This window comes from Adlercreutzia sp. CNCM I-6207, assembly GCF_977072305.1.
In genome coordinates this window covers 1-19,540 of the sequence record NZ_CDRVLZ010000026.1, presented here as the reverse complement: position 1 = coordinate 19,540, position 19,540 = coordinate 1, and the positions used below count along the sequence as shown (strand labels likewise).

17 protein-coding genes are annotated in these 19,540 nt (G+C 63.9%); 16 read left to right on the top strand and 1 reads right to left on the bottom strand.

Annotated elements, in window-relative coordinates:
* The first annotated feature begins 471 nt into the window (after positions 1–471).
* The 14 genes from ACW4QM_RS10845 to polA all read left to right on the top strand — a co-directional run bounded on the left by ACW4QM_RS10845 (position 472) and on the right by polA (position 14,694).
* Entirely contained in the window at positions 472–1,620 is a 1,149-nt protein-coding gene (locus ACW4QM_RS10845; protein ID WP_161127784.1) for a PDDEXK family nuclease, read from the top strand.
* 249 nt (positions 1,621–1,869) lie between these two features.
* Positions 1,870–2,694, top strand: coding sequence for a 30S ribosomal protein S2 (gene rpsB / locus ACW4QM_RS10840; protein WP_161127783.1), 825 nt, complete (start codon positions 1,870–1,872; stop codon positions 2,692–2,694).
* A gap of 43 nt (positions 2,695–2,737) precedes the next feature.
* Positions 2,738–3,598 (top strand): translation elongation factor Ts, encoded by an 861-nt coding sequence (gene tsf, locus ACW4QM_RS10835; RefSeq protein WP_114540488.1) that lies wholly within the window; start codon positions 2,738–2,740, stop codon positions 3,596–3,598.
* A 132-nt stretch (positions 3,599–3,730) separates the two neighbouring features.
* Positions 3,731–5,011, top strand: coding sequence for a UDP-N-acetylglucosamine 1-carboxyvinyltransferase (gene murA, locus ACW4QM_RS10830; protein WP_161127782.1), 1,281 nt, complete (start codon positions 3,731–3,733; stop codon positions 5,009–5,011).
* 8 nt (positions 5,012–5,019) lie between these two features.
* Positions 5,020–6,531 carry an LCP family protein gene (locus ACW4QM_RS10825; protein ID WP_455798445.1) on the top strand — a complete coding sequence of 504 codons (1,512 nt, stop codon included), beginning with the start codon at positions 5,020–5,022 and terminating at the stop codon, positions 6,529–6,531.
* A gap of 60 nt (positions 6,532–6,591) precedes the next feature.
* The gene (locus ACW4QM_RS10820; RefSeq protein ID WP_022740175.1) at positions 6,592–6,822 is read left to right on the top strand and encodes a NifU family protein; all 231 of its coding nucleotides are present in this window, start codon (positions 6,592–6,594) and stop codon (positions 6,820–6,822) included.
* A 197-nt stretch (positions 6,823–7,019) separates the two neighbouring features.
* On the top strand, positions 7,020–7,310 hold the full coding sequence (locus ACW4QM_RS10815) for a hypothetical protein (RefSeq protein WP_041714575.1): 291 nt from the start codon (positions 7,020–7,022) through the stop codon (positions 7,308–7,310).
* A 308-nt stretch (positions 7,311–7,618) separates the two neighbouring features.
* Complete coding sequence (locus ACW4QM_RS10810; RefSeq protein WP_455798444.1) at positions 7,619–7,849, top strand: UDP-N-acetylmuramoylalanyl-D-glutamate--2,6-diaminopimelate ligase; 231 nt, start codon at positions 7,619–7,621, stop codon at positions 7,847–7,849.
* Positions 7,849–8,700, top strand: coding sequence for a prolipoprotein diacylglyceryl transferase (lgt, locus tag ACW4QM_RS10805; protein WP_161127780.1), 852 nt, complete (start codon positions 7,849–7,851; stop codon positions 8,698–8,700). Before ACW4QM_RS10810 ends, lgt begins: the two co-directional genes overlap by 1 nt.
* A gap of 150 nt (positions 8,701–8,850) precedes the next feature.
* A complete protein-coding gene (locus ACW4QM_RS10800; protein WP_022740171.1) occupies positions 8,851–9,231 on the top strand; it encodes a desulfoferrodoxin family protein in 381 nt (126 codons plus the stop codon).
* A 165-nt stretch (positions 9,232–9,396) separates the two neighbouring features.
* Positions 9,397–9,879 (top strand): 50S ribosomal protein L31, encoded by a 483-nt coding sequence (gene rpmE / locus ACW4QM_RS10795; RefSeq protein WP_022740170.1) that lies wholly within the window; start codon positions 9,397–9,399, stop codon positions 9,877–9,879.
* A gap of 150 nt (positions 9,880–10,029) precedes the next feature.
* Positions 10,030–11,373 carry a glutamine synthetase family protein gene (locus ACW4QM_RS10790; RefSeq protein ID WP_022740169.1) on the top strand — a complete coding sequence of 448 codons (1,344 nt, stop codon included), beginning with the start codon at positions 10,030–10,032 and terminating at the stop codon, positions 11,371–11,373.
* Between the two features lies 1 nt (position 11,374).
* Positions 11,375–12,049, top strand: coding sequence for a winged helix family transcriptional regulator (locus ACW4QM_RS10785; protein WP_161127779.1), 675 nt, complete (start codon positions 11,375–11,377; stop codon positions 12,047–12,049).
* A 17-nt stretch (positions 12,050–12,066) separates the two neighbouring features.
* A complete protein-coding gene (gene polA / locus ACW4QM_RS10780; RefSeq protein ID WP_302148473.1) occupies positions 12,067–14,694 on the top strand; it encodes a DNA polymerase I in 2,628 nt (875 codons plus the stop codon).
* A 246-nt stretch (positions 14,695–14,940) separates the two neighbouring features.
* Here the strand turns inward: polA and ACW4QM_RS10775 are convergent, their stop codons facing one another.
* Entirely contained in the window at positions 14,941–15,906 is a 966-nt protein-coding gene (locus ACW4QM_RS10775) for a helix-turn-helix transcriptional regulator (protein ID WP_306506514.1), read from the bottom strand.
* 482 nt (positions 15,907–16,388) lie between these two features.
* Here ACW4QM_RS10775 and arcA point away from each other — a divergent pair, with 482 nt between their 5' ends.
* Positions 16,389–17,612, top strand: a complete 1,224-nt coding sequence (gene arcA / locus ACW4QM_RS10770; RefSeq protein WP_161127776.1) for an arginine deiminase — start codon at positions 16,389–16,391, stop codon at positions 17,610–17,612.
* 68 nt (positions 17,613–17,680) lie between these two features.
* Positions 17,681–19,285 (top strand): YfcC family protein, encoded by a 1,605-nt coding sequence (locus tag ACW4QM_RS10765; RefSeq protein ID WP_161127775.1) that lies wholly within the window; start codon positions 17,681–17,683, stop codon positions 19,283–19,285.
* Positions 19,286–19,540: the final 255 nt, after the last annotated feature.

The following is a 19,540-nucleotide window of genomic DNA, read 5'->3' as shown; positions in this document are numbered from 1 at the left end:
TCCTCTCCGGTGCTTTCTCGACAATCGCATCGTAGCGGGAGGCCCCTTTCCGCGTGTACCGAAAGTGGGTCTATGTCAATGGTGGTTTAACAGCGGGAAGTTGGAAAATGTGTTTTTCTGAAAGGCGAAATTGATGACCGCGCTGAAAGTGACCAAATTGGCACATTTTCCAAATTCGGCTCCGCGATGAGCTCCCGGTACTGCGGGTCCAATGTGTCGAATCGGGGGTCGTGGCCGTTGTTGCGTGTCGGATGTTGCTGGCAGGGATGTTGCTGGCAGGGATGTTGCTGGCAGGGATGTTGCTGGCAGGGATGTTGCTGACAGGAGATTATGGCCCATTGTTGCGTGTCGGGCGCTGCCGACGGGAAGTCGTGGCCCGGTGCTGCCGACGGGAGATCGTGCCCCGGTGCTACATGCCGGTTGTTGCGGGCTAAGAAGCGCGGCTGGGCTTCGTTGCGAAAGGGGAGAGGAATGGCTACGATTGTCGAGGGTCTTACGGCGGCGCAATGCTGGACATGTGATCGCTTTTATGGTTTGTTCTTCGGGGAAACTGTTAGCTTGGAGATGGGAAATCGGATTCCCAAACTGCGTCCTCCGCTGGGGAATCCCGACACTGAAGAGCGTGCATGGTGGCTGGCGAGCGATCGGCTGGGGGTTGTATACGAGGAAGCTCTGGCGTACGCAGAAGCTGCGGAATCCGGTATGGCGTTCAAGCCGTCGAAACCTGTGATCGAGAGGGTGCTCGAACAGGGTGCCGGAATGGTGGACGCGCCGATCCGTGTGATGGTGCCCAACAAGGCGTCGCGTCTGTCGGCGGCTGATTTGACGTGCTGCCTGAGCAGCACCGCACCTGCGGAGGGCTCCTTCGTTCGCGGCCCTGGGGAAGGGCTGCTGATAGCCGGCCCCGAACTGGCGGTGCTCCAACTGGCCCTCAAGCTTCCGATGCCGAAGCTCGCCGAGCTGATTTGCGAGCTGTGCTCCACCTATTACTACGATCTCGCCGAAGTGCCTCAGCTGAGTCGCAACGAGGACGGATTGCTCAGTCGGGTAGAAGTGCAGGAATGCGCGCGCAGCAACCGACCCGTTCCGGTCTCGTGTCTTCGCGCCATGGAGTGGTTTAGCGCGCAATCGGCTAGCTCGAAAGCGGGCCGAGCCATGGCCCGTGCGGTGCGCTACGCTGTCGACGGCTCCGCCTCTCCCATGGAGACCGCGTTGGCGCTCATGCTGTGCCTTCCGAAGACAGCCGGTGGTTACGGGCTTCCCAAGCCGCAGATGAATCGCGTGCTGCCTCTCGATGCGGAGACGGGGCGGGTGCGCGTGGCCGATCTATTTTGGCCCGAAGCTAAGATAGCGGTGGAATACGACAGCGATGCCTTTCATGCGGAAAAGGAGAAGTTGCGCCGCGACGCGCTCAGGCGCAATCAGCTGGAATCCCAGTCGGTGACGGTGCTCACGGCGACGGCGGAGCATTTGTCATCGCTTGCGGCGTTGGATGAGCTGGCGGGGCAGATCGCCCGCGCCTTGGGGCGCAGCCTGCATCGCGGACGCCTCGCGGCTGCGGGAGAGCGGGCGGCACTGCTCGCATCCTTGAAGCAGCGCAGCATAGAGGGACTTCGCTGATCGGCTGAGGATTTTCTTGCTGCGCGCGGGGACACCCAGCGACTGGGTTGAATTGCGCGTACTTTCTTTGCGCAATCCCTTGCTTTTGCGGGGGATTGTGCTATTTTAGACAGGCTGTCTTCGCAGGCGTGCGATGGGCAGCGGCAATTATCACACATGCTCGGGCGACTGGCACCGCGAGTGGCCACCGGAAAAGGCTGCGGTTGAACTGGGATGACCTCGGGCAGAGGACTAACGAATGGAGTGATCATGACGAAAGTCAGCATTACCACGCTGCTCGACGCCGGCGCGCACTTCGGGCATCAGACTCGCCGCTGGAACCCCAAGATGAAGCCGTACATCTTCGGCAGCCGCGGCGACATCTACATCATCGACCTGAAGCAGACCCTCTACGGGCTCGACGCCGCCTACACCTTCGTGAGCAACCTCACCCGCAAGGGCGGTACCGTGCTGTTCGTGGGCACCAAGAAGCAGGCCCAGGAAGCCGTCGCCGACGCCGCCAACCGCTGCGGCATGCCCTACGTGAACGCCCGCTGGCTCGGCGGCATGCTCACCAACTTCGCCACCATCCGCACCCGCGTGAAGCGCATGGAGGAGCTGGAGGCCATGGACGCCGACGGCCGCATGGCGCTGCTTCCGAAGAAGGAGCAGATCCTGCTGCACAAGGAGCTCGCGAAGCTGCAGACCAACCTCAATGGCATCCGCAACATGAAGAAGGTGCCCGACGCCATCTTCGTGATCGACACCAACCGCGAGGGCATCGCCCTGCACGAGGCCCATCGTCTGGAGATCCCCGTCGTGGGCACGCTGGACACCAACTGCGATCCGGACGACGTGGATTACGGCATTCCGGCCAACGACGACGCCATCCGCTCCGTGCGCCTTCTGGCCGACTTCATGGCCGACGCCGTCATCGCCGGCACCGGCGCTGACGTGACCGCCGCCGAGATGGCCGGCGAGGCCGCTGCCGCCGACGCCGTGGCCGAAGTGGCCGTCGAGGCCGCTGCCGACGTGGCCGAGGGCGCGGGCGCCGAGGTCGCTGCCGACGTGGTCGCCGACACGGTTTCCGAGTAACCCGACCGAGTAAGAACCACCGTTTTCCCCAAAGGAGGAATTCATGGCTAACATCACCGCTTCCATGGTGAAAGAGCTCCGCGAGATGACCGGCGCGGGCATGATGGAGTGCAAGAAGGCCCTGGCCGAGGCCGAGGGCGAGATGGAGAAGGCCGTCGACGTGCTGCGCACCCGCGGGCTCGCCGCCGTCGCCAAGAAGGCCGGGCGCGCCACCAACGAGGGCACCGTCATGGCCATCGTGAACGATGCGTGCACCACCGGCGCCGTGGTCGAGCTGAACTGCGAGACTGACTTCGTGGGCATGAACGAGAAGTTCAAGGCCTACGCCGAGAAGATCGCCAAGGCGGCGCTTGCCGCGAAGCCGGCCGATGTGGACGCGCTGAAGGCCGCCGTCATCGACGGCGAGACCGTCGAGGAGATCGTCACCGACTGCATCCATGTAATGGGCGAGAACACGCAGCTGGCCCGCGTGGCCGTGGTGGACGCCCAGGCCGTGTCCGCCTACATCCACGGCGGCGGCAAGATCGGCGTTCTGGTGACCTTCAACGTCGAGGGCATCGATCCGGCCTCCGACGCCTTCCAGAAGTGCGGCCGCGACATCGCCATGCAGGTGGCCGCTCTGAACCCGGTGTCCGCCACCCGCGAGGACGTGCCCGCCGACGTGGCCGCCCACGAGATGGAGATCTACAAGGCCCAGGCCGCCGAGTCCGGCAAGCCCGAGGCCATCCAGGAGAAGATCGCGCTCGGCCGCATGGACAAGTTCTACAAGGAGAACTGCCTCGCCGAGCAGGATTTCGTGAAGAACCCCGACCTCACGGTGGCCCAGTACGCCGATGAGTGCGCCAAGGAGATGGGCGGGAAGATCGCCATCACCGGTTTCGTGCGCTTCGCTCTGGGCGAGTAGCCGCAACTGGATGGATTTATTTCCAAAAGGAGGAAAGCCCGCGCGGGTGCGCGGGCTTTTTTCTATAATAGGGGCACTTGTGAATATTTGCATGACGCGGGGCGCTCGGGCGTTCCGGCAAAAGGACTAGAAATGAACCAGGAAGTCATCATCGTTCGGGGAAACCATACCCTCAAAGGCGACGTGCGCGTCTCCGGCGCCAAGAACTCGGCCTTGAAGCTCATGGCCGCGTCCATTCTGGGACAGGGGGAGACGATCCTGCACAACGTGCCGCTCATTTCCGATATCGAACTTATGAGCGAGGTGCTCGCGCGTCTGGGCGCCACCGTGGTGCGCGAGGGGCATACCCTGCGCATAAACACTGCCGACGTCGACAGCTGCGAGACGCCCTACGAGCTCGTATCGAAGATGCGCGCCTCCATCTCGGTGCTGGGGCCGCTCATCGGGCGTTTCGGCGAGGCGCGGGTGGCCATGCCCGGCGGCTGCCAGATTGGCGCCCGCAAGATCGACATGCACCTGGTGGGCCTGGAGGCCCTGGGCGTTGCGTTCGACGTGGATCACGGCGTTCTGGCCGCCACGACGCCGAACGGCCTGCGCGGCACCCACGTGTACCTCGAGTTCCCCTCGGTGGGCGCCACGGAGAACATGCTCATGGCCGCCGTGACCGCCGAGGGCCACACGGCCATCGAGAACGCCGCCTGCGAGCCCGAGATCGAGGATCTGGCGAACATGCTCAACGCCATGGGCGCGCGCGTGTCCGGCGCCGGCACCTCGCTCATCGAGATCGAGGGCGTGCCGCTCTCGACGCTCCATCCCTGCGAGCACACGACGGTGGGCGACCGCATCGAGGCGGGCACCTTTCTCGTCGGCGGCGCGCTTACCGGAGGCCCCCTCACCGTGCACGGCATCGACCCCGCTTTTTTGCGCATGGCCATCATGAAGCTTCGGGCCATGGGCTGTGATGTGGAAACGGGCGACGACTGGATCACCGTGCGTCGCGAGGAGCCCCTGTCCTCCGTGGACATCCAGACGCTGCCGCACCCCGGGTTCCCCACCGACCTGCAGGCTCAGTTCATGCTGCTGGCGGCCCTGGCCGATGACGTGTCGGTCGTCACGGAGAACGTCTTCGAGAACCGCTTCATGTTCGCCGCCGAGCTCATGCGCATGGGGGCCGACGTGACGCTGGACGACCACCATGCCATCGTGCGCGGCGTCGATCATTTGGAAGGGGCGCCCGTGTCCTCCACCGATCTGCGGGCGGGCGCGGCTCTCGTGCTCGCGGGCATCGTGGCTGACGGCGAGACGAGCGTGCACCACTTGGAGCACATCGACCGCGGCTATGAGGACTACGTGGGCAAGCTGGCCTCCCTCGGCGCCGATATCCGTCGCGTGTCCGCGGATTCTCTCCGCTAGGGGCGTCCATGGCACTGCACGGCAAAAAGGCCCCTTCGGCCTCCCAGACCCGTCGCGTCTCCCGACGCGTGAACGATTCCATGATCGGCTCCCATGTGGAACGCGGCTCCTCCGCTCGGGGGCGCCACGCTGCCGGCGCCGACCGTCCGGCCCGCGTCGACTTCTCCGATGGACGCCGCAGCCGCCGAGCTGACCGCGGCATGGTGGACCAGGTGGACGTGGGCGCTACGAGCGGCGAGAGCGACTCCGATTACGCCCGGCGCCGCGCCCGGCGCAGCTACGCCGAGGAGATTCAGGCCAAGGGGCGCCGCCGCAAGATGATCTTCTTCGGGGCGGTTGCCCTGCTCGTAGTCGTGGTGGCCGCTGTGGCGGGCACGGCGGCGTTCTTCGCCTGGTCCGACTCCCAGCTGTCCTTGGGCGACTCGAACGCCAAAGAGGCGCTGACGGCTCCCGAGGAGGGAGCGCCCTATTACGCGCTGCTCTCCGCCGATCTCGCCAAGAACACGGCAGCTCCCTCCGCATCTGACGCGGCCTACCTCGCCGTGCGCATCGACGAGGGCGCCCGCACGCTTACTTTCATCTCGCTGCCGCCCTCGGTGTCCGTGGAGCTTTCCGACGGCGAGCGCCACGCCCTCCGCGACGCCACGTCGGTTGGCGGCGACGCGGAGCTTCTCCGGGCCGCCGGTTCGCTGCTCGGGGTTCAGTTCGCCCACTTTGCCTCCACCGATGCCGAAGGCCTCGCCTCCCTGGTTGATCTGGTGGGAGGCGTGCCGGTGGAGCTGTCCGAGGAAGTGGACGACCCCCGGGCCGGCATCCACGTGCTGGCCGCCGGCTCCCAGACGCTTGACGGCGCCCAGGCGCTCACGCTTTTGCGAGCGGCCAACTACAGCGATGCAATGGGAATGCAGGCGAAGATGCGAGCCCTGTTCACGGTGAATCTGGCCGAGCGCGCCACCTCGGGCGAGGGTCTTTCCTTCCCGAGCGTGATAGCCGACGGCGCGCCCTTCGTCTCCACGGACTGGACAAGCGGCCAGCTCATCTCTTTGGGCGATGCTCTCAGCCCCCTCACCGAGGCGACGGTGTACGCTGCCGTGGTTCCCGGGCGCCTTACGACTTCCGACGAGGGCGAGGAAACCTACGAGGTGTCCGACGAGGATCTCGCCGCGATGATGGAGGCGGTGAATGCGGGCAACTCGCCGGAGAGCTTCGAGGGCAACCTTGCCAATGTCGATCGCAGCCTCGTCACCGTGGAGGTGCGCAACGGCAGCGGCATTCAGGGAGCGGCGGCCCGCTGCGGCGAGCTTCTGACCTCGGCGGGCTACGACGTGAAATCCGTCGGCAACGTGGACGACGGCACGGTGTACCCCGAGACGCTCGTCATCTACAAGGACGAGGCCTTCGAAATCGCCGCCAAGGCCATCGTGAGCGACCTGTCTGCGGGGCGGGTGGTGAACGGCGGCGACTTCTACACCTTCGACACCAACGTTTTGGTGATCATCGGCACCGACTGGATCGGCTAGGTGCCCTCTGTGTTATGATGCTGGCCGATATAAGAAAACCTCTCACGATAGGAGTGACTCATGGTTGAGAAGTCCGATGTGGCCGCGGTGCTGGAGCTGATCCGCCCGAGCCTGCAGGCCGACGGCGGCGACGTGCAGCTGGTGGACGTGTCCGACGACGGCGTCGTCACGGTGGAGCTGCAGGGCGCCTGCAAGGGCTGCCCCATGTCCCAGATGACGCTCGCCAATGGCGTCGAGCGCATCCTGAAGGAGCGCGTGCCCGGCGTGACGTCGGTTGTGCCGGCGATGTAATCTGTTCCGTGCGGCCTGACGGCCACACGGACCACTCGACGCTGCGAGGCTCTGACGCATTTCATATTCACCCTTGTTTTGCACGCGGCGTTGGCCGAAGCCAACTTGGTGCAAAGGCGGGCGAATCTGAAACGCGTCAGAGCCTCTCGCTGACTTTGCCAATTAAGCGTTTGTTCGTAGAGATGAGAGGCTGGTGTATGGAAGGGTGCTGGAGCCGTCGCGGGTGCGATGACGAGATGCAGGGGCGCTGTCCGCACAACGTGCCGGGGGAGCCGTGCCCGGCAGACTGCCATTACGCGGCGTGCCATCGACCGACCCATGTGGTGTGCGAGGACTTCGGGGTGCTTCTAAACCCGAATCGCGATTACGACGCGGCGGTCAAGCAGGTGTGCCGCTTCTGCGAGCATTTCCTTGTGAACGGGCCGGATATCGATCCGGAGACCCGCACGCGCGACAAGTTCAGTGGCCGCAACCGCTTCCTTCTTTAGGTTTCGACATAGGTTTCGAGAAAAATGGTCACAAAATCGACTTTTGGGTTTTAAACGGGAATTTGGAAGAGGAGAAATTAATGTATTGAATTAATTTCTCGCAAATCAAGGGCGAATCTCGTCGATGTAAGGCCTTCTTTAGGGTTCAGTCGAACCCAGAACTCGATTTTGTGACCATTTTCTCTCGACTTTTTGCAAAGAACGAGAAGGCGGTTGGGTGAGAGGGCTTGCTTTTGCGTGATTGTCGAGGGGCTCTGCTACAATGCGGTTCGATAAAGGTTCAAGCGCGAGCGAAGGCGGTGAGAGCGGTGAAAGCGAAGGTGACCTGTCCGGCCTGCGGGGCCGATGACGTCGATGTGCGATCCTACGAGTCGCTCATGGCCCTGCGCTCCGACCTGGCGCTGTTCACGCTGACCTGCCCCCATTGCGCCGCCCGCATCTCGGCGCTTCTGACCATTCCGCCCGAGTTGCGGGAGGAAGTTATATTTGCCGCTATCGAGCTGGGTGCTGGTATGGGCGCCCATGAGGGAACATCGTAATGCTGAACGACATTTATCAGGGGCTCGACCCCATCGCCTTCTCGCTGGGGCCTCTGGTGGTGCGCTGGTACGGCCTGGCCTACGTGCTCGGGTTCGTCTGCGCCGCCGCCATCATCTACTTCGTGGCGAAGCGCTGGAAGCTCGGCATGAGCGAGGACAACCTGCTTACGCTCATGGTCTGCGCCATCGTCGGCGTGGTGCTGGGTGCGCGCATCGGATACGTGCTGTTCTACGGCGACGGCTACTACCTGTCCCATCCGCTGGAGATACTCGCGTTCAACCAGGGGGGCATGAGCTTCCATGGCGGTCTCGTGGGGCTGCTTATCGGCGGCGCCGTAGCTGCCCGTATGACGCGCATCCCGTTTCTCACGTTGGCCGACTTGGGATCCATTGCGGCGCCGATTGGCCTGTTCTTCGGCCGCTGCGCCAACTTCGTGAACGGCGAGCTGTGGGGCGCGCCCACCGACGGGCCGCTCGGCGTGGTGTTCGGCGGCGCGGCCGGCATGATGCCGCGGCATCCCAGCCAGCTCTACGAGGCGGTGCTGGAGGGGATCGTCATCTTCTGCGTCCTGTTCGCGCTCTCGCGCAAGCGGCCACCGAGGCCCCAGGGCACCTTCCTCGGCGCATTTCTGGTGCTCTACGGCATCTTCCGCTTCCTCATCGAGTTCGTGCGCGAGCCCGACGTGCAACTGGGATACCTGTGGGGCGGTTGGCTCACCATGGGCCAAGTGCTCTCGGCACCGCTCATCGTGGCCGGTATCGCGTTGCTCATCTATGCGGCGAGGACGCGGCATCCCCAGGCCGGACCGCAGGAGATTCAGCCGCCGTCTGTCCCTGGCGATGCGGCTTAGGCGCTCCATCGGGTTTTCTTGTAACGACGTGGTGTCACCCGGCGTTGCGGAAATCGGGGTGGCACTCCTTCCAGTACAATATTTCAAGGCTGCGGACAGCGCGTCTGCGGCTCTTTGTAACGAGCAGCTACAAGAGATATGAGGTAGAACATGGACGTGAAATTCTACAAGTGCATGCATTGCGGCAACATTGCCGTTAAGGTCTTCGACGCGGGTGTGCCGCTGGTGTGCTGCGGCGAGAAGATGGTTGAGCTGGTCGCCGGCTCCCAGGACGCCGCCCTGGAGAAGCACGTGCCCGCCGTCGAGGTCGAGGGCAACAAGGTCGTCGTGAACGTCGGCTCGGTGGATCATCCCATGCTGGAGGAACACTGGATCCAGTTCATCTGCCTGGTGACCGACAAGGGCTACCAGATTCACCCGCTCGCCCCGGGCGAGGCGCCCCACGCCGAGTTCGTCATCGCCGAGGGCGAGACGCCGCTCAAGGTCTACGAGCACTGCAACCTCCACGGCCTGTGGGTGACCGAGATCTAAACGCCCGCTCGCGGAGCGAAATGAGAAAGACCCGTGTTGCGCGGGTCTTTTTTCTTGCATTCGGGGAAAACGATGCTAATATAGACAAGCTTGTCTCAGGGCTTGGTCGGAAACCAAGCCGCATTCGGCCCCTTGGTCGGAAACCAAGGAAGTTAGGAGAACCCAATGAAGCAAGGTATTCATCCGGAGTACGTGGACTGCGTCGTGAAGTGCAGCTGCGGCAACACCTTCACCACCCGCTCCACCAAGCCCGAGCTGAAGATCGACATCTGCAACGCCTGTCATCCGTTCTACACCGGCACCCAGAAGCTCATCGACACCGGTGGACGCGTCCAGCGCTTCGCCGACCGCTTCGGCGCCGCTAAGGACGTCGTGGCCGAGCGCGAGGCCGCCAAGAAGGCCGAGCGCGCCGCTCAGATCGCCGAGCGCGAGGCCGCCAAGAAGGCCGAGCGCGAGGCCAAGGCCGCCGCTAAGGCCGAGCGCGCCGCCGCCTATGCCGCCAAGGCCGCCGAGGAGGCCGCCCGCGCCGAGGCTCAGGCCGACGTTGACGCCATGGAAGACGCCGCTGCCGCCGGCACCGCCGAGGAGGCTCCCGGCGTGGAGCTGACCGACGCCGAGGTGACCGAGGCCGTGGAGGCCGCCGAGTAGCTCGTCGTCGCATTCGGTGAACGCAAGGCCCGCTCGCACTCCGGTGCGGCGGGCCTTTTCTTTTGCCGTCCTGTGAATTCCCGCAAAGGGGAGCGGGCGCGGTTTTATAATGCTAGGGAGTTGAACGCAACGCGACCGATGGGAGTAGATATGGTTGCGAATCCGGAGCAGGACTTCGTCCTGAAAACGGTTGAGAGCAGGGATGTTCACTTCGTTCGCTTCTGGTTCACCGACGTCTTGGGCAACATGAAGTCCTTCGCGGTGGTGCCCGGCGAGCTGGAGAGCGCCTTCGAGGAGGGCATGGGCTTCGACGCCAGCTGCATCGAGGGCTTCTCGGCGGCGCAGGAGTCGGACATGCTGGCCTTTCCCGACCCTTCCACCTTCGAGATCTTGCCCTGGCGTCCCCAGGCCAACGCCGTGGCCCGCATGATCTGCGACATCCGCACGCCGGAGGGGGAGCCCTACGCGGGAGATTCGCGCCATGTGCTGGAGCGGGTGGTGCGCCGCGCCGCCGAGGACGGCTACTCGTTTATCGTAGGGCCCGAGCTGGAGTACTTCTACTTCAAGGACGCCGAGGGCACCGACGTGCTCGATCATGGCAGCTACTTCGACCTGACGTCGCTCGATTCCGCCTCCGATCTGCGCCGCGACACGGTGCTCACTTTGGAGAAGATGGGCATTCCCGTGGAGTACTCCCACCACGAGAAGGGCCCTTCCCAGCACGAGATCGACTTGCGCTACGCCGATGCGCTCTCCATGGCCGACGCCGTTATGACCTACAAGCAGGTGGTGAAGGAAATCGCCATGAAGCACGGGGTGTACGCCTCGTTCATGCCCAAGCCCATGGCGGATGCTCCCGGCAACGGCATGCACGTGCACCAGAGTCTCATGGATCGCTCCGGCAACAACGTGTTCTTCGACCCGGACGATCCGTCCGGGTACAACCTGTCGGCCACGGCGAAGAGCTACATCGCCGGCCTTCTGAAGTACGCGCCGGAGTACACGCTGGTCACGAACCAGTACGTGAACTCCTACAAGCGCCTGCAGCCGGGAGGGGAGGCGCCCACCTGCATCAGCTGGGGCGCGCGAAACCGCTCGACCCTGGTGCGCATCCCGGGCTATCGCCCGAACAGCGAGTCGGCCTGCCGGGTGGAGCTGCGCAGCCCCGACCCGGCGGCGAACCCCTATCTCGCCTTCGCCGTCATGCTGGCCGCGGGGCTGGCGGGCATCGAGGAGGGGCTTGAGCTGATGCCCCCGGCCGACGAGGCCGCGCCCATCGGCTGCACCCGCTACGAGCATCGCGCCCGGGGCATCGAGACGCTGCCGGAATCCCTCGGCGAGGCCGTGGAGCGCTTCGCGGAGAGCAAGCTGATGCGCGAGACCTTGGGCGAGCACATCCACGATTACCTCGTGCGCACCAAGCGCGAGGAATGGGAGGCCTACCAGGGTATCGTGACCGCGTGGGAGCTCGAGCGCAATTTGGCGGTGTTGTAGCATGCAGCGCAAAACGATTATCTTCATCGCCGACAGCCTCGACAACGCCCACAAGTTCCAGCAGGTGCTCTCGAAGCTGGACGTAGACGTGGCTGCGGGCTCATCGGTGCAGTTCAAGAAGCTGCTCGCGGCGCACCCGAGCCACGATCTGGTCATCTACGAGGCCCGGGGCGACGCTCTGGGCACGGTGGCCTCGGTGGAGGCGGCGCTTGCCGAGGAAGGTGCCACTGCCATGCTCGTCATCGTGAACGAGGACCAGCTGGCCCAGTTCCGTCTGCCGGTGTCCTGCAAGGCCGACTTCGTCGTGCACGGGGCGAGCGCCGCCGAGTGCGCCACCCGCATTCGACAGCTGCTGTGGCCCGGCAACGAGGGCAGTTCGGCCGACTACATCACCGTGGACAACATGACCGTGAACCTTGCCACCTACCAGGTGAAGGTCGGCGGCGAGCCGGTGGACCTCACCTATTTGGAATACGCCCTGCTCGCCTTCCTCGTCACCCATCCGGGCCGCACCTACTCCCGAGACGCGCTGCTGCGCCGCGTGTGGGGCTTCGACTACTACGGCGGCAGCCGCACCGTGGACGTCCACGTGCGCCGCGTTCGCGCCAAGCTCGGCCCGGAGCTCGCTCAGCGCCTGGAGACGGTGCGCGGCGTCGGCTATTTGTGGAACGCCTAAGACCCGAAAGGCTCGAAATGTCAAAAAAGATTGCCGTTATCGACGGAAACTCGCTCATGCATCGTGCCTACCATGCGGTGCAGACGCCCATGACCGCCAAGGACGGCACCCCCACCAACGCCGTCTTCGGCTTCCTCACCATGCTCTGCAAGTTCATCGAGATGGCCTCGCCGGACGCGGTGGTGTGCGCCTTCGACGCCGGCAAGCCGGTGCACCGCATCGAGGCCATGGCCCAGTACAAGGCGCAGCGGCCGCCCATGGACGAGGAGCTGCACGTGCAGTTCCCCGTCATTCAGGAGCTGCTCGAGTCCATGGCCATCCCCGTGGTGAAGGTGCCCGGCTGGGAGGGCGACGACATTCTGGGCACCATTGCCGCCCGCGACGAGGCGCTGGGATACGAGACCCTGCTCGTCACCGGCGACAAGGACGCCTACCAGCTGGCGAGCGAGTTGACGCGCATCGTGACCACGAAGAAGGGCATCACGGACGTGACCATCAACGGGCCGGCCGAGGTGGAGGAGCGCTACGGCGTGACGCCCGCCCAGTTCATCGACTACCTGGGGCTTATGGGCGACAGCTCCGACAACATCCCCGGCGTGCCCGGCATCGGGCCCAAGACCGCCACGAAGCTTCTGCAGACCTACGGGTCGATGGAGGGCATCTACGAGCACGTGGGGGAGCTCAAGGGCAAGCAGAAGGAGAACATCGAGAACAACCGCGAGACGGCGTTTCTGTCCCGGGAGATCGCGACCATCGTGACCGATCTGGACTTCCCCCTCGACTTGGAGGCGGTGAGCTTTCCCGCCTTCGACGCGGCGGACGTGGAGGAGGCGTTCGGCAAGTACCAGCTGGCGAGCCCCTTGGCCCGGGTGCTGGCCATGATCGATGCCGAGCCGCCCTCGCGCGAGGCGAAATTGGAAGTGGCGCCGGTGCTCGAGGGGGACGCCGGCGCGGCCGAGGTCGTTCGGGCCGTGAAGGCGGGGGAGACCATCGGCGTCGCCTTCGTCGATCCGGAGCAGGTGTCGTTGTTCGACGAGGGGGCGACCGGCGCGTTCGCCACCGACGAGGCAACGGTCGTCGCGGTGGGAGACGACGCGCTGGCGCTGCTCGCCCAGGTGGTTCGGGAAGGCTCGTTCGTGGCCCTGGATGTGAAGGCGGAGCTGCATCGGGTGTACCCGGCCGACACCGCCGAGCCGGCTCTCGTGAGCGATGGGGAGGTGCTCTCTGCCGACGGCTTCGACCTGTCCGTGGCGGGCTACGTGCTGAACTCGTCGCTTTCCGCCTACACCTACGACTCGCTCATGGAGGCCCTGGCCGCCTCCACGCTGCCCGAGGCCGAAACCGACGCCGAGCGCGCGGCCATCCGCGCCACGGCGGCTCGTCTGCTGAAGGGGCTCTTGGAGGAGGCGCTGAAGAAGGACGGCAGCTGGGACGCTTACGCCGACATCGACTTGCCGCTCGTGGGGGTGCTCGCCGTCATGGAGCGCGTGGGCGCCGCCATCGACGCGGAGCGCCTGGAGGCGCTGGGGCGCGAGGCCCAGGCCGAGGTGGACGGTCTCACGGCCCAGATTTACAAACTGGCCGGCGAGCCCTTCAACTTGAGTTCCCCCAAGCAGCTGGCCCACATCCTCTTCGAGGTGCTGGAACTGCCCCCGGTGAAGAAGAACCAGCGCGGGTACTCCACCGACGCCAAGGTGCTCACGGAGCTGTCGGCCATCCATCCGTTGCCCGACCTCATCCTGCGCTACCGCGAGTTCTCGAAGATCAAGAACACCTACATTGACGCCCTGCCCCGTATGCGGGCCGCCGACGGTCGCGTGCACACCCAGTTCAACGAGACGGTCACCACGACCGGGCGCCTGTCGTCATCCGACCCGAACCTGCAGAACATTCCCGTGCGCACCGAGTTCGGCCGCCAGATCCGCAGTTGCTTCGTGCCGCTGCGGGCGGGCGAGCTGTTCCTGTCGGCGGACTACTCGCAGATCGAGCTGCGCCTGCTCGCGCATCTGTCCGGCGACGAGCACTTGGTAGCGGCGTTCAACTCCGGGGCGGATTTCCACGCCTCCACGGCCTCTCGCGTCTTCGGTCTGCCGGTGGAGGCGGTGACACCGGAGCTGCGCAGCCGCGCCAAGGCGGTGAACTTCGGCATCGTCTACGGCCAGCAGGCCTTCGGACTCTCCCAGACGCTGGACATCCCCGTGGCCGAGGCCCGCGAGATGATCGACCGCTACTTCGAGGCGTACCCCGGCGTGCGCACTTACTTGGACGAGACCGTCGCCGAGGCCCGCGAGCGCGGCTTCGCCGAGACCATGCTCGGCCGCAAGCGCCACATTCCCGAGCTGAAGAGCTCCAACGGCCAGCAGCGGGCCTTCGGCGAGCGCACGGCCATGAACCATCCCATGCAGGGGAGCGCCGCCGACATCATCAAGATGGCCATGAACGAGGTGCAGCGCCGTCTTCTGGCCGAGGACTTTGAGGCCCAGCTCATGATCCAGGTGCACGACGAGCTGGACTTCTCGGTGCCGGCTGGGGAAGTGGAGCGGTTGGCCGCCATGGTGAAAGAGGTCATGGAAGGCGTCGTCAGCCTGAAGGTGCCCCTCATCGCCGACGTCAGCTGGGGCCCCACCTGGGCCGAAGCGCACTAGCGAGTCGATCGAGTCAGCCGAGTAAGCCATGCGCCGGGAGGTCGGGAGGAGGTATCCCCAGACCTCTGCGCGCCCCCTGGAGAACGCGGCTGTTAAGAAATAGCTTCCACTTCAGCAGCAGCGATGCGGGGATGGTACCGGCCTATGTGCGTTCCTTCCGCTATTTCTTTTGCCGCGTTCGCAGGGGGATAAAGCGCGCAGCGGGCTGGGGATACCTCGTCCCGACCTCCCAGTCAGAGGAGTCCCTTACACCGTCTTCCAGAAATCCTGGATGAGCTCCTGGCGGTTGGTATGCCCCGTCTTTTGCAAGATGTTGTGCACGTGCACCTTCACGGTGGACGGGGAGAGCGACATCGCCGAGGCGATGTTCTGGTTGTCCTGATCGCGCAGGATGTAGTCGAGCACCTCCTGCTCGCGGGCCGTCAGCTGGTGGCGCTTGGCGTAGACGAGCAGATCCTCGGCTGTCTGACGATAGCGGAGGGTGTCGTCCACCACGGGCGCCTTGTTGGAGTGAATATCCAGCTGACGCAGGGCGAACCAGCAGGTCATGGCTGCACAGACCATCATGAGCACGTTCTCGGCGTAGTTTCGCTCCGCCGAGAACGTGAACGGTCCTATCGTGATCGTGTCGGTGGAAAGCACGAGGAAGAACAGCGCGTCCTCGGCTACCATGACCATTCCGAGTAGGGCGAGAGCGATGCAATGGTTCTTGTAGCGACCAAGTCGTTGCCGCTCGACCGGGTCTTTCGTACGCAGGTAGTGAACGGCGCCATAGGCCAGGATCCAGAACATGAAGGCGGCGCGGCAGCTGTAATAGCAGAACCTCAGCACCTTGCTCTCGCCGGAGATGGCGAGCAGGATCAGCGAGAGGGCGGCATAAACGACGATGGGCGTGATGCGGATGCTGCGACGGCATTCGCCGATGTACTCGCAGACCATGAACCAGAAGGCGCCGAGAAAGCCGGCTCCAGTGACCATCGTGTAAAGCGAGCGGATGAAATAGTACTCCTGGGTCAGCCCCGAGGCCAGCTCGCGCGCCGCATAGTCGTCCTGCAGGATGGAGGCCACGTCGAAGAAGTAGAACATGAACGCGATGCAGGCGAACAGCATCGTCTTCCGCTTCGTTACCAGATACGAGGAAAGGCAAACCGCCGCCGTCAGTGCCGAGACGAGAATAACCAAGAGTGTCTCGTAAAAAATCGCCAGTCCCATAGACCCCTTCGTTCCAGCCAGCCTGCATCAGGCCCTCTTTTTAAGCTCATTATATCGCTTCGCGGGGAATTTCGAGGGCCGGGGGAAGCCGTCGAGAGCGATGGGGGCCTGGATGGCGCTCTGCGTTCCCCGAATGCGTCGCTCGAAGGAGAGTTGTGGAGACGCGCCCGGGCGAAAACTCTTGAGCAGAAAGCTTACGAAACGGTAACAGCGCTTAATTACCTGACGAAAAGTCAATAATCAGAGTTTTTAAAAAGCGTAAGTGACCTGCGGTTTAGGTTGGTTGTAGAAGAAACCCGTAGGAAAGCGTTTGGCTGATGGGGCCGAGCTACAACTGGTTTAGACCTTTCGCAAACTTCATAGTTCCTGCACATTGGATTCATGAAATCGCGAGCCAGTTCCTTCGGGACTCGCGTGGCCGTGGAGGGAAACCGCGGCAGCCGGCAATCGAGTGGCGCGGACGCGCCAGATCGGAGAGTCACATGCAAGGAGTAAACGTCAAGAGCGAGATCGGCAACCTCAAGAAGGTTATCCTTCATCGCCCGGGGAACGAGCTTTTGAACCTCACCCCGAACACGCTGGAGGAGCTGCTGTTCGACGACATCCCGTTCTTGGAGGTCGCTCAGGCCGAGCACGACGCCTTCGCGGGCATTCTGCGCGAGGAGGGCGTGGAGGTCGTCTATCTGGAGGACCTTATGGCCGAGGCCCTGGACACCGACCCGGCCCTGCGCGAGAAGTTCCTCGACCAGTGGATCTACGAGGCGGGCATCCGCACCGACCTGTACACCCAGATCATCAAGGACTACATCAATAGCGAGTACACCGGCACCAAGGACATGGTCATGAAGACCATGGCGGGCATCAACCTGCAGGAGCTGCCGCAGCAGCACACCAACCTGCTCGTGGACATGGTGTCCGACCGCACGAAGCTCGTGTGCGCCCCGATGCCGAACCTGTACTTCACCCGTGATCCGTTCAACATGATCGGCAACGGCGTGGGCATCAACCGCATGTACAGCCAGACGCGCAACCGCGAGACCATCTACGGCGACTACATCTTCAACTATCATCCGGATTTCAAGGACGTGCCGCAGTACTACAGCCGCGAGAACACCTTCCACATCGAGGGCGGCGACGTGCTGAACATCAACGACCACGTGCTGGCCATCGGCATCTCCCAGCGCACCGAGCCCGACGCCATCGATCAGCTGGCCCACAACGTGTTCAGCGACGAGACGTCCACCATCGACACCATCCTGGCGTTCAACATCCCGGTGTCCCGCGCCTTCATGCACCTGGACACGGTGTTCACCCAGATCGACTACGACAAGTTCACCATCCATCCCGGCATCATGGGCCCGCTGACCGTCTTCGAGATCACCCCGGACGGCAACGGCGGCACCAAGATCCGCGAGCGCGACGAGGATCTGGAGTCCATCCTGACCGAGTACGTCGGCCAGCCCGTGAAGCTCATCCCCTGCGGCGGCGGCGACCGCATCGCGGCCGAGCGCGAGCAGTGGAACGACGGCTCCAACACGCTCTGCGTCCGTCCCGGCACCGTGGTGGTGTACCAGCGCAACAACGTCACCAACGACGTGCTGTACAAGAACGGCATCAACTGCCTGGTCATGCCGTCGGCCGAGCTCTCCCGCGGCCGTGGCGGCCCGCGCTGCATGTCCATGCCGGCCTGGCGCGAGGCTATCTAGGCTTTCTTCCTGTCCAAACGGCGGCCGATCTCCCTTATCGGCCGCCTCTCCCTTAAGGAGAAACTCCCATGGCTGATACTAAAAAGAAGAAGCGCGCGAGCCTCTCTTCGTTCACTATTTTGCTGATCATCCTGGTGGCGCTTGCGGTCATTACCGTTATCATGGCCGCCTGCGGCGTCGAGGGCATCGAGGGCGCCACGCTCTCCGGCGTGCTCACCGCGCCGGTCTTCGGCTTCCAGGACGCCATCGGCGTGTGCCTGTTCGTTATGATCCTCGGCGGTTTCCTCGGTATCGTCACCGAGACCGGCGCGCTCGATGCCGGCATCGCCGCGCTGGTGCACAAGCTCAAGGGCAACGAGCTCGTGCTCATCCCCATTTTGATGTTCATCTTCTCCATCGGCGGCACCACCTACGGCATGTGCGAGGAAACGGTGCCCTTCTACCTGCTGCTCGCCGCCACCATGGTGGCCGCCGGCTTCGACAGCCTGACCGGCGCGGCGGTCGTCCTTTTGGGCGCCGGCTGCGGCGTTTTGGGCTCGACTGTGAACCCGTTCGCCGTGGGCGTGGCCGTCGATGCGCTCTCCGGTATCGGCATTGCCGTCAACCAGGGCATCATCATCGCGCTCGGCGCTATTCTCTGGCTCACGACGACGATCATCTCCATCATCTTCGTGATGCGCTACGCCAAGAAGGTGAAGGCCGACAAGGGCTCCACCTTCCTGTCGTTGCAGGAGCAGCAGGATATGATGAACGAGTGGGGCATGACCGACTCCGAGGCCGAGGCTGCTGACGGTCAGGAGATGGCTCCGAAGATGACCGGTCGCCAGAAGGCCACCCTCGTCGTGTTCGCGCTCACCTTCGTCATCATGATCGTGTCGTTCATCCCCTGGGAGGATCTGGGCTTCGATGGCTTTGTGGCCGGCCAGTCCTATGAGGAAGTGTCGACGACGATGACCGGCGAGGAGGTCGCCACCTTCATCGACGACGCCAACGACGGCGCCACCACGACCACCATCGCCGAGCCCGTCGAGGCCGTCTCCGTCTCCGAGGAGGAGGTCACTCCGGCTTGGTCGAGCTTCCTTACCGGCATTCCTCTGGGCCAGTGGTACTTCGACGAGGCCTCCACGTGGTTCCTGCTCATGGCGCTCATCATCGGCGTCATCGGCGGCGTGTCCGAGAGCCGCTTCGTGAAGGCGTTCATCAACGGCGCCGCCGACATGATGTCGGTCGTGCTCATCATCGCGCTGGCCCGCTCCATCACCGTGCTTATGGCCTCCACCGGTCTGGACATGTGGATCCTGAACAACGCGGCCAACGCGCTCGCGGGCATGTCGGCGATCATCTTCGCACCGCTGTCCTTCCTGCTCTACATCGTCCTGTCCTTCCTGATCCCGTCCTCCTCCGGCATGGCCACCGTGTCCATGCCCATCATGGGCGGTCTGGCCAGCCAGCTGAACTTCTCGGTCGAGACCATGGTCATGATCTACTCCGCCGGCAACGGCCTTGTGAACCTGTTCACGCCGACCTCCGGCGCCATCATGGGCGGCTTGGCCCTCGCCAAGATCGAGTACTCGACCTGGCTCAAGTTCGGCGCGAAGCTGTTCGTGGTCCTCGGCATCGTCTGCATGGTGATCCTTACCGCTGCGATGCTCATTCTGCCTGGAGCAGCCTAGGATGTACCGATAACAGCCTGCCGGCTGTCATCCTTCCGGGAGGGCGTCCCCTGCGCGGGGCGCCCTCCTCGTGTGTTCCGCCTGGCTCTTCCTCGTTTTGGAAAATGTGCCATTTTGGCCCAAATCTGGAAAACGTGCTATTTTGGCTCGCGAAATTTGGACCCGCTGTTAAACCACCATTGACATATAGCCGTACCTCTCCCCGATGCTGACGCGGTTGGCCAGGCTCAGGAAGGGATGCGACTCCAGGTGCGT

Coding starts and splice junctions, on each gene's coding strand:
- arcA (WP_161127776.1), top strand. CDS start 16,389: ATGCAAGGAGTAAACGTCAAGAGCGAGATCGGCAACCTCAAGAAGGTT.
- ACW4QM_RS10815 (WP_041714575.1), top strand. CDS start 7,020: ATGGAAGGGTGCTGGAGCCGTCGCGGGTGCGATGACGAGATGCAGGGG.
- rpmE (WP_022740170.1), top strand. CDS start 9,397: ATGAAGCAAGGTATTCATCCGGAGTACGTGGACTGCGTCGTGAAGTGC.
- ACW4QM_RS10790 (WP_022740169.1), top strand. CDS start 10,030: ATGGTTGCGAATCCGGAGCAGGACTTCGTCCTGAAAACGGTTGAGAGC.
- ACW4QM_RS10765 (WP_161127775.1), top strand. CDS start 17,681: ATGGCTGATACTAAAAAGAAGAAGCGCGCGAGCCTCTCTTCGTTCACT.
- ACW4QM_RS10845 (WP_161127784.1), top strand. CDS start 472: ATGGCTACGATTGTCGAGGGTCTTACGGCGGCGCAATGCTGGACATGT.
- ACW4QM_RS10825 (WP_455798445.1), top strand. CDS start 5,020: ATGGCACTGCACGGCAAAAAGGCCCCTTCGGCCTCCCAGACCCGTCGC.
- polA (WP_302148473.1), top strand. CDS start 12,067: ATGTCAAAAAAGATTGCCGTTATCGACGGAAACTCGCTCATGCATCGT.
- tsf (WP_114540488.1), top strand. CDS start 2,738: ATGGCTAACATCACCGCTTCCATGGTGAAAGAGCTCCGCGAGATGACC.
- rpsB (WP_161127783.1), top strand. CDS start 1,870: ATGACGAAAGTCAGCATTACCACGCTGCTCGACGCCGGCGCGCACTTC.
- ACW4QM_RS10800 (WP_022740171.1), top strand. CDS start 8,851: ATGGACGTGAAATTCTACAAGTGCATGCATTGCGGCAACATTGCCGTT.
- ACW4QM_RS10775 (WP_306506514.1), bottom strand. CDS start 15,906: ATGGGACTGGCGATTTTTTACGAGACACTCTTGGTTATTCTCGTCTCG.
- murA (WP_161127782.1), top strand. CDS start 3,731: ATGAACCAGGAAGTCATCATCGTTCGGGGAAACCATACCCTCAAAGGC.
- lgt (WP_161127780.1), top strand. CDS start 7,849: ATGCTGAACGACATTTATCAGGGGCTCGACCCCATCGCCTTCTCGCTG.
- ACW4QM_RS10785 (WP_161127779.1), top strand. CDS start 11,375: ATGCAGCGCAAAACGATTATCTTCATCGCCGACAGCCTCGACAACGCC.
- ACW4QM_RS10820 (WP_022740175.1), top strand. CDS start 6,592: ATGGTTGAGAAGTCCGATGTGGCCGCGGTGCTGGAGCTGATCCGCCCG.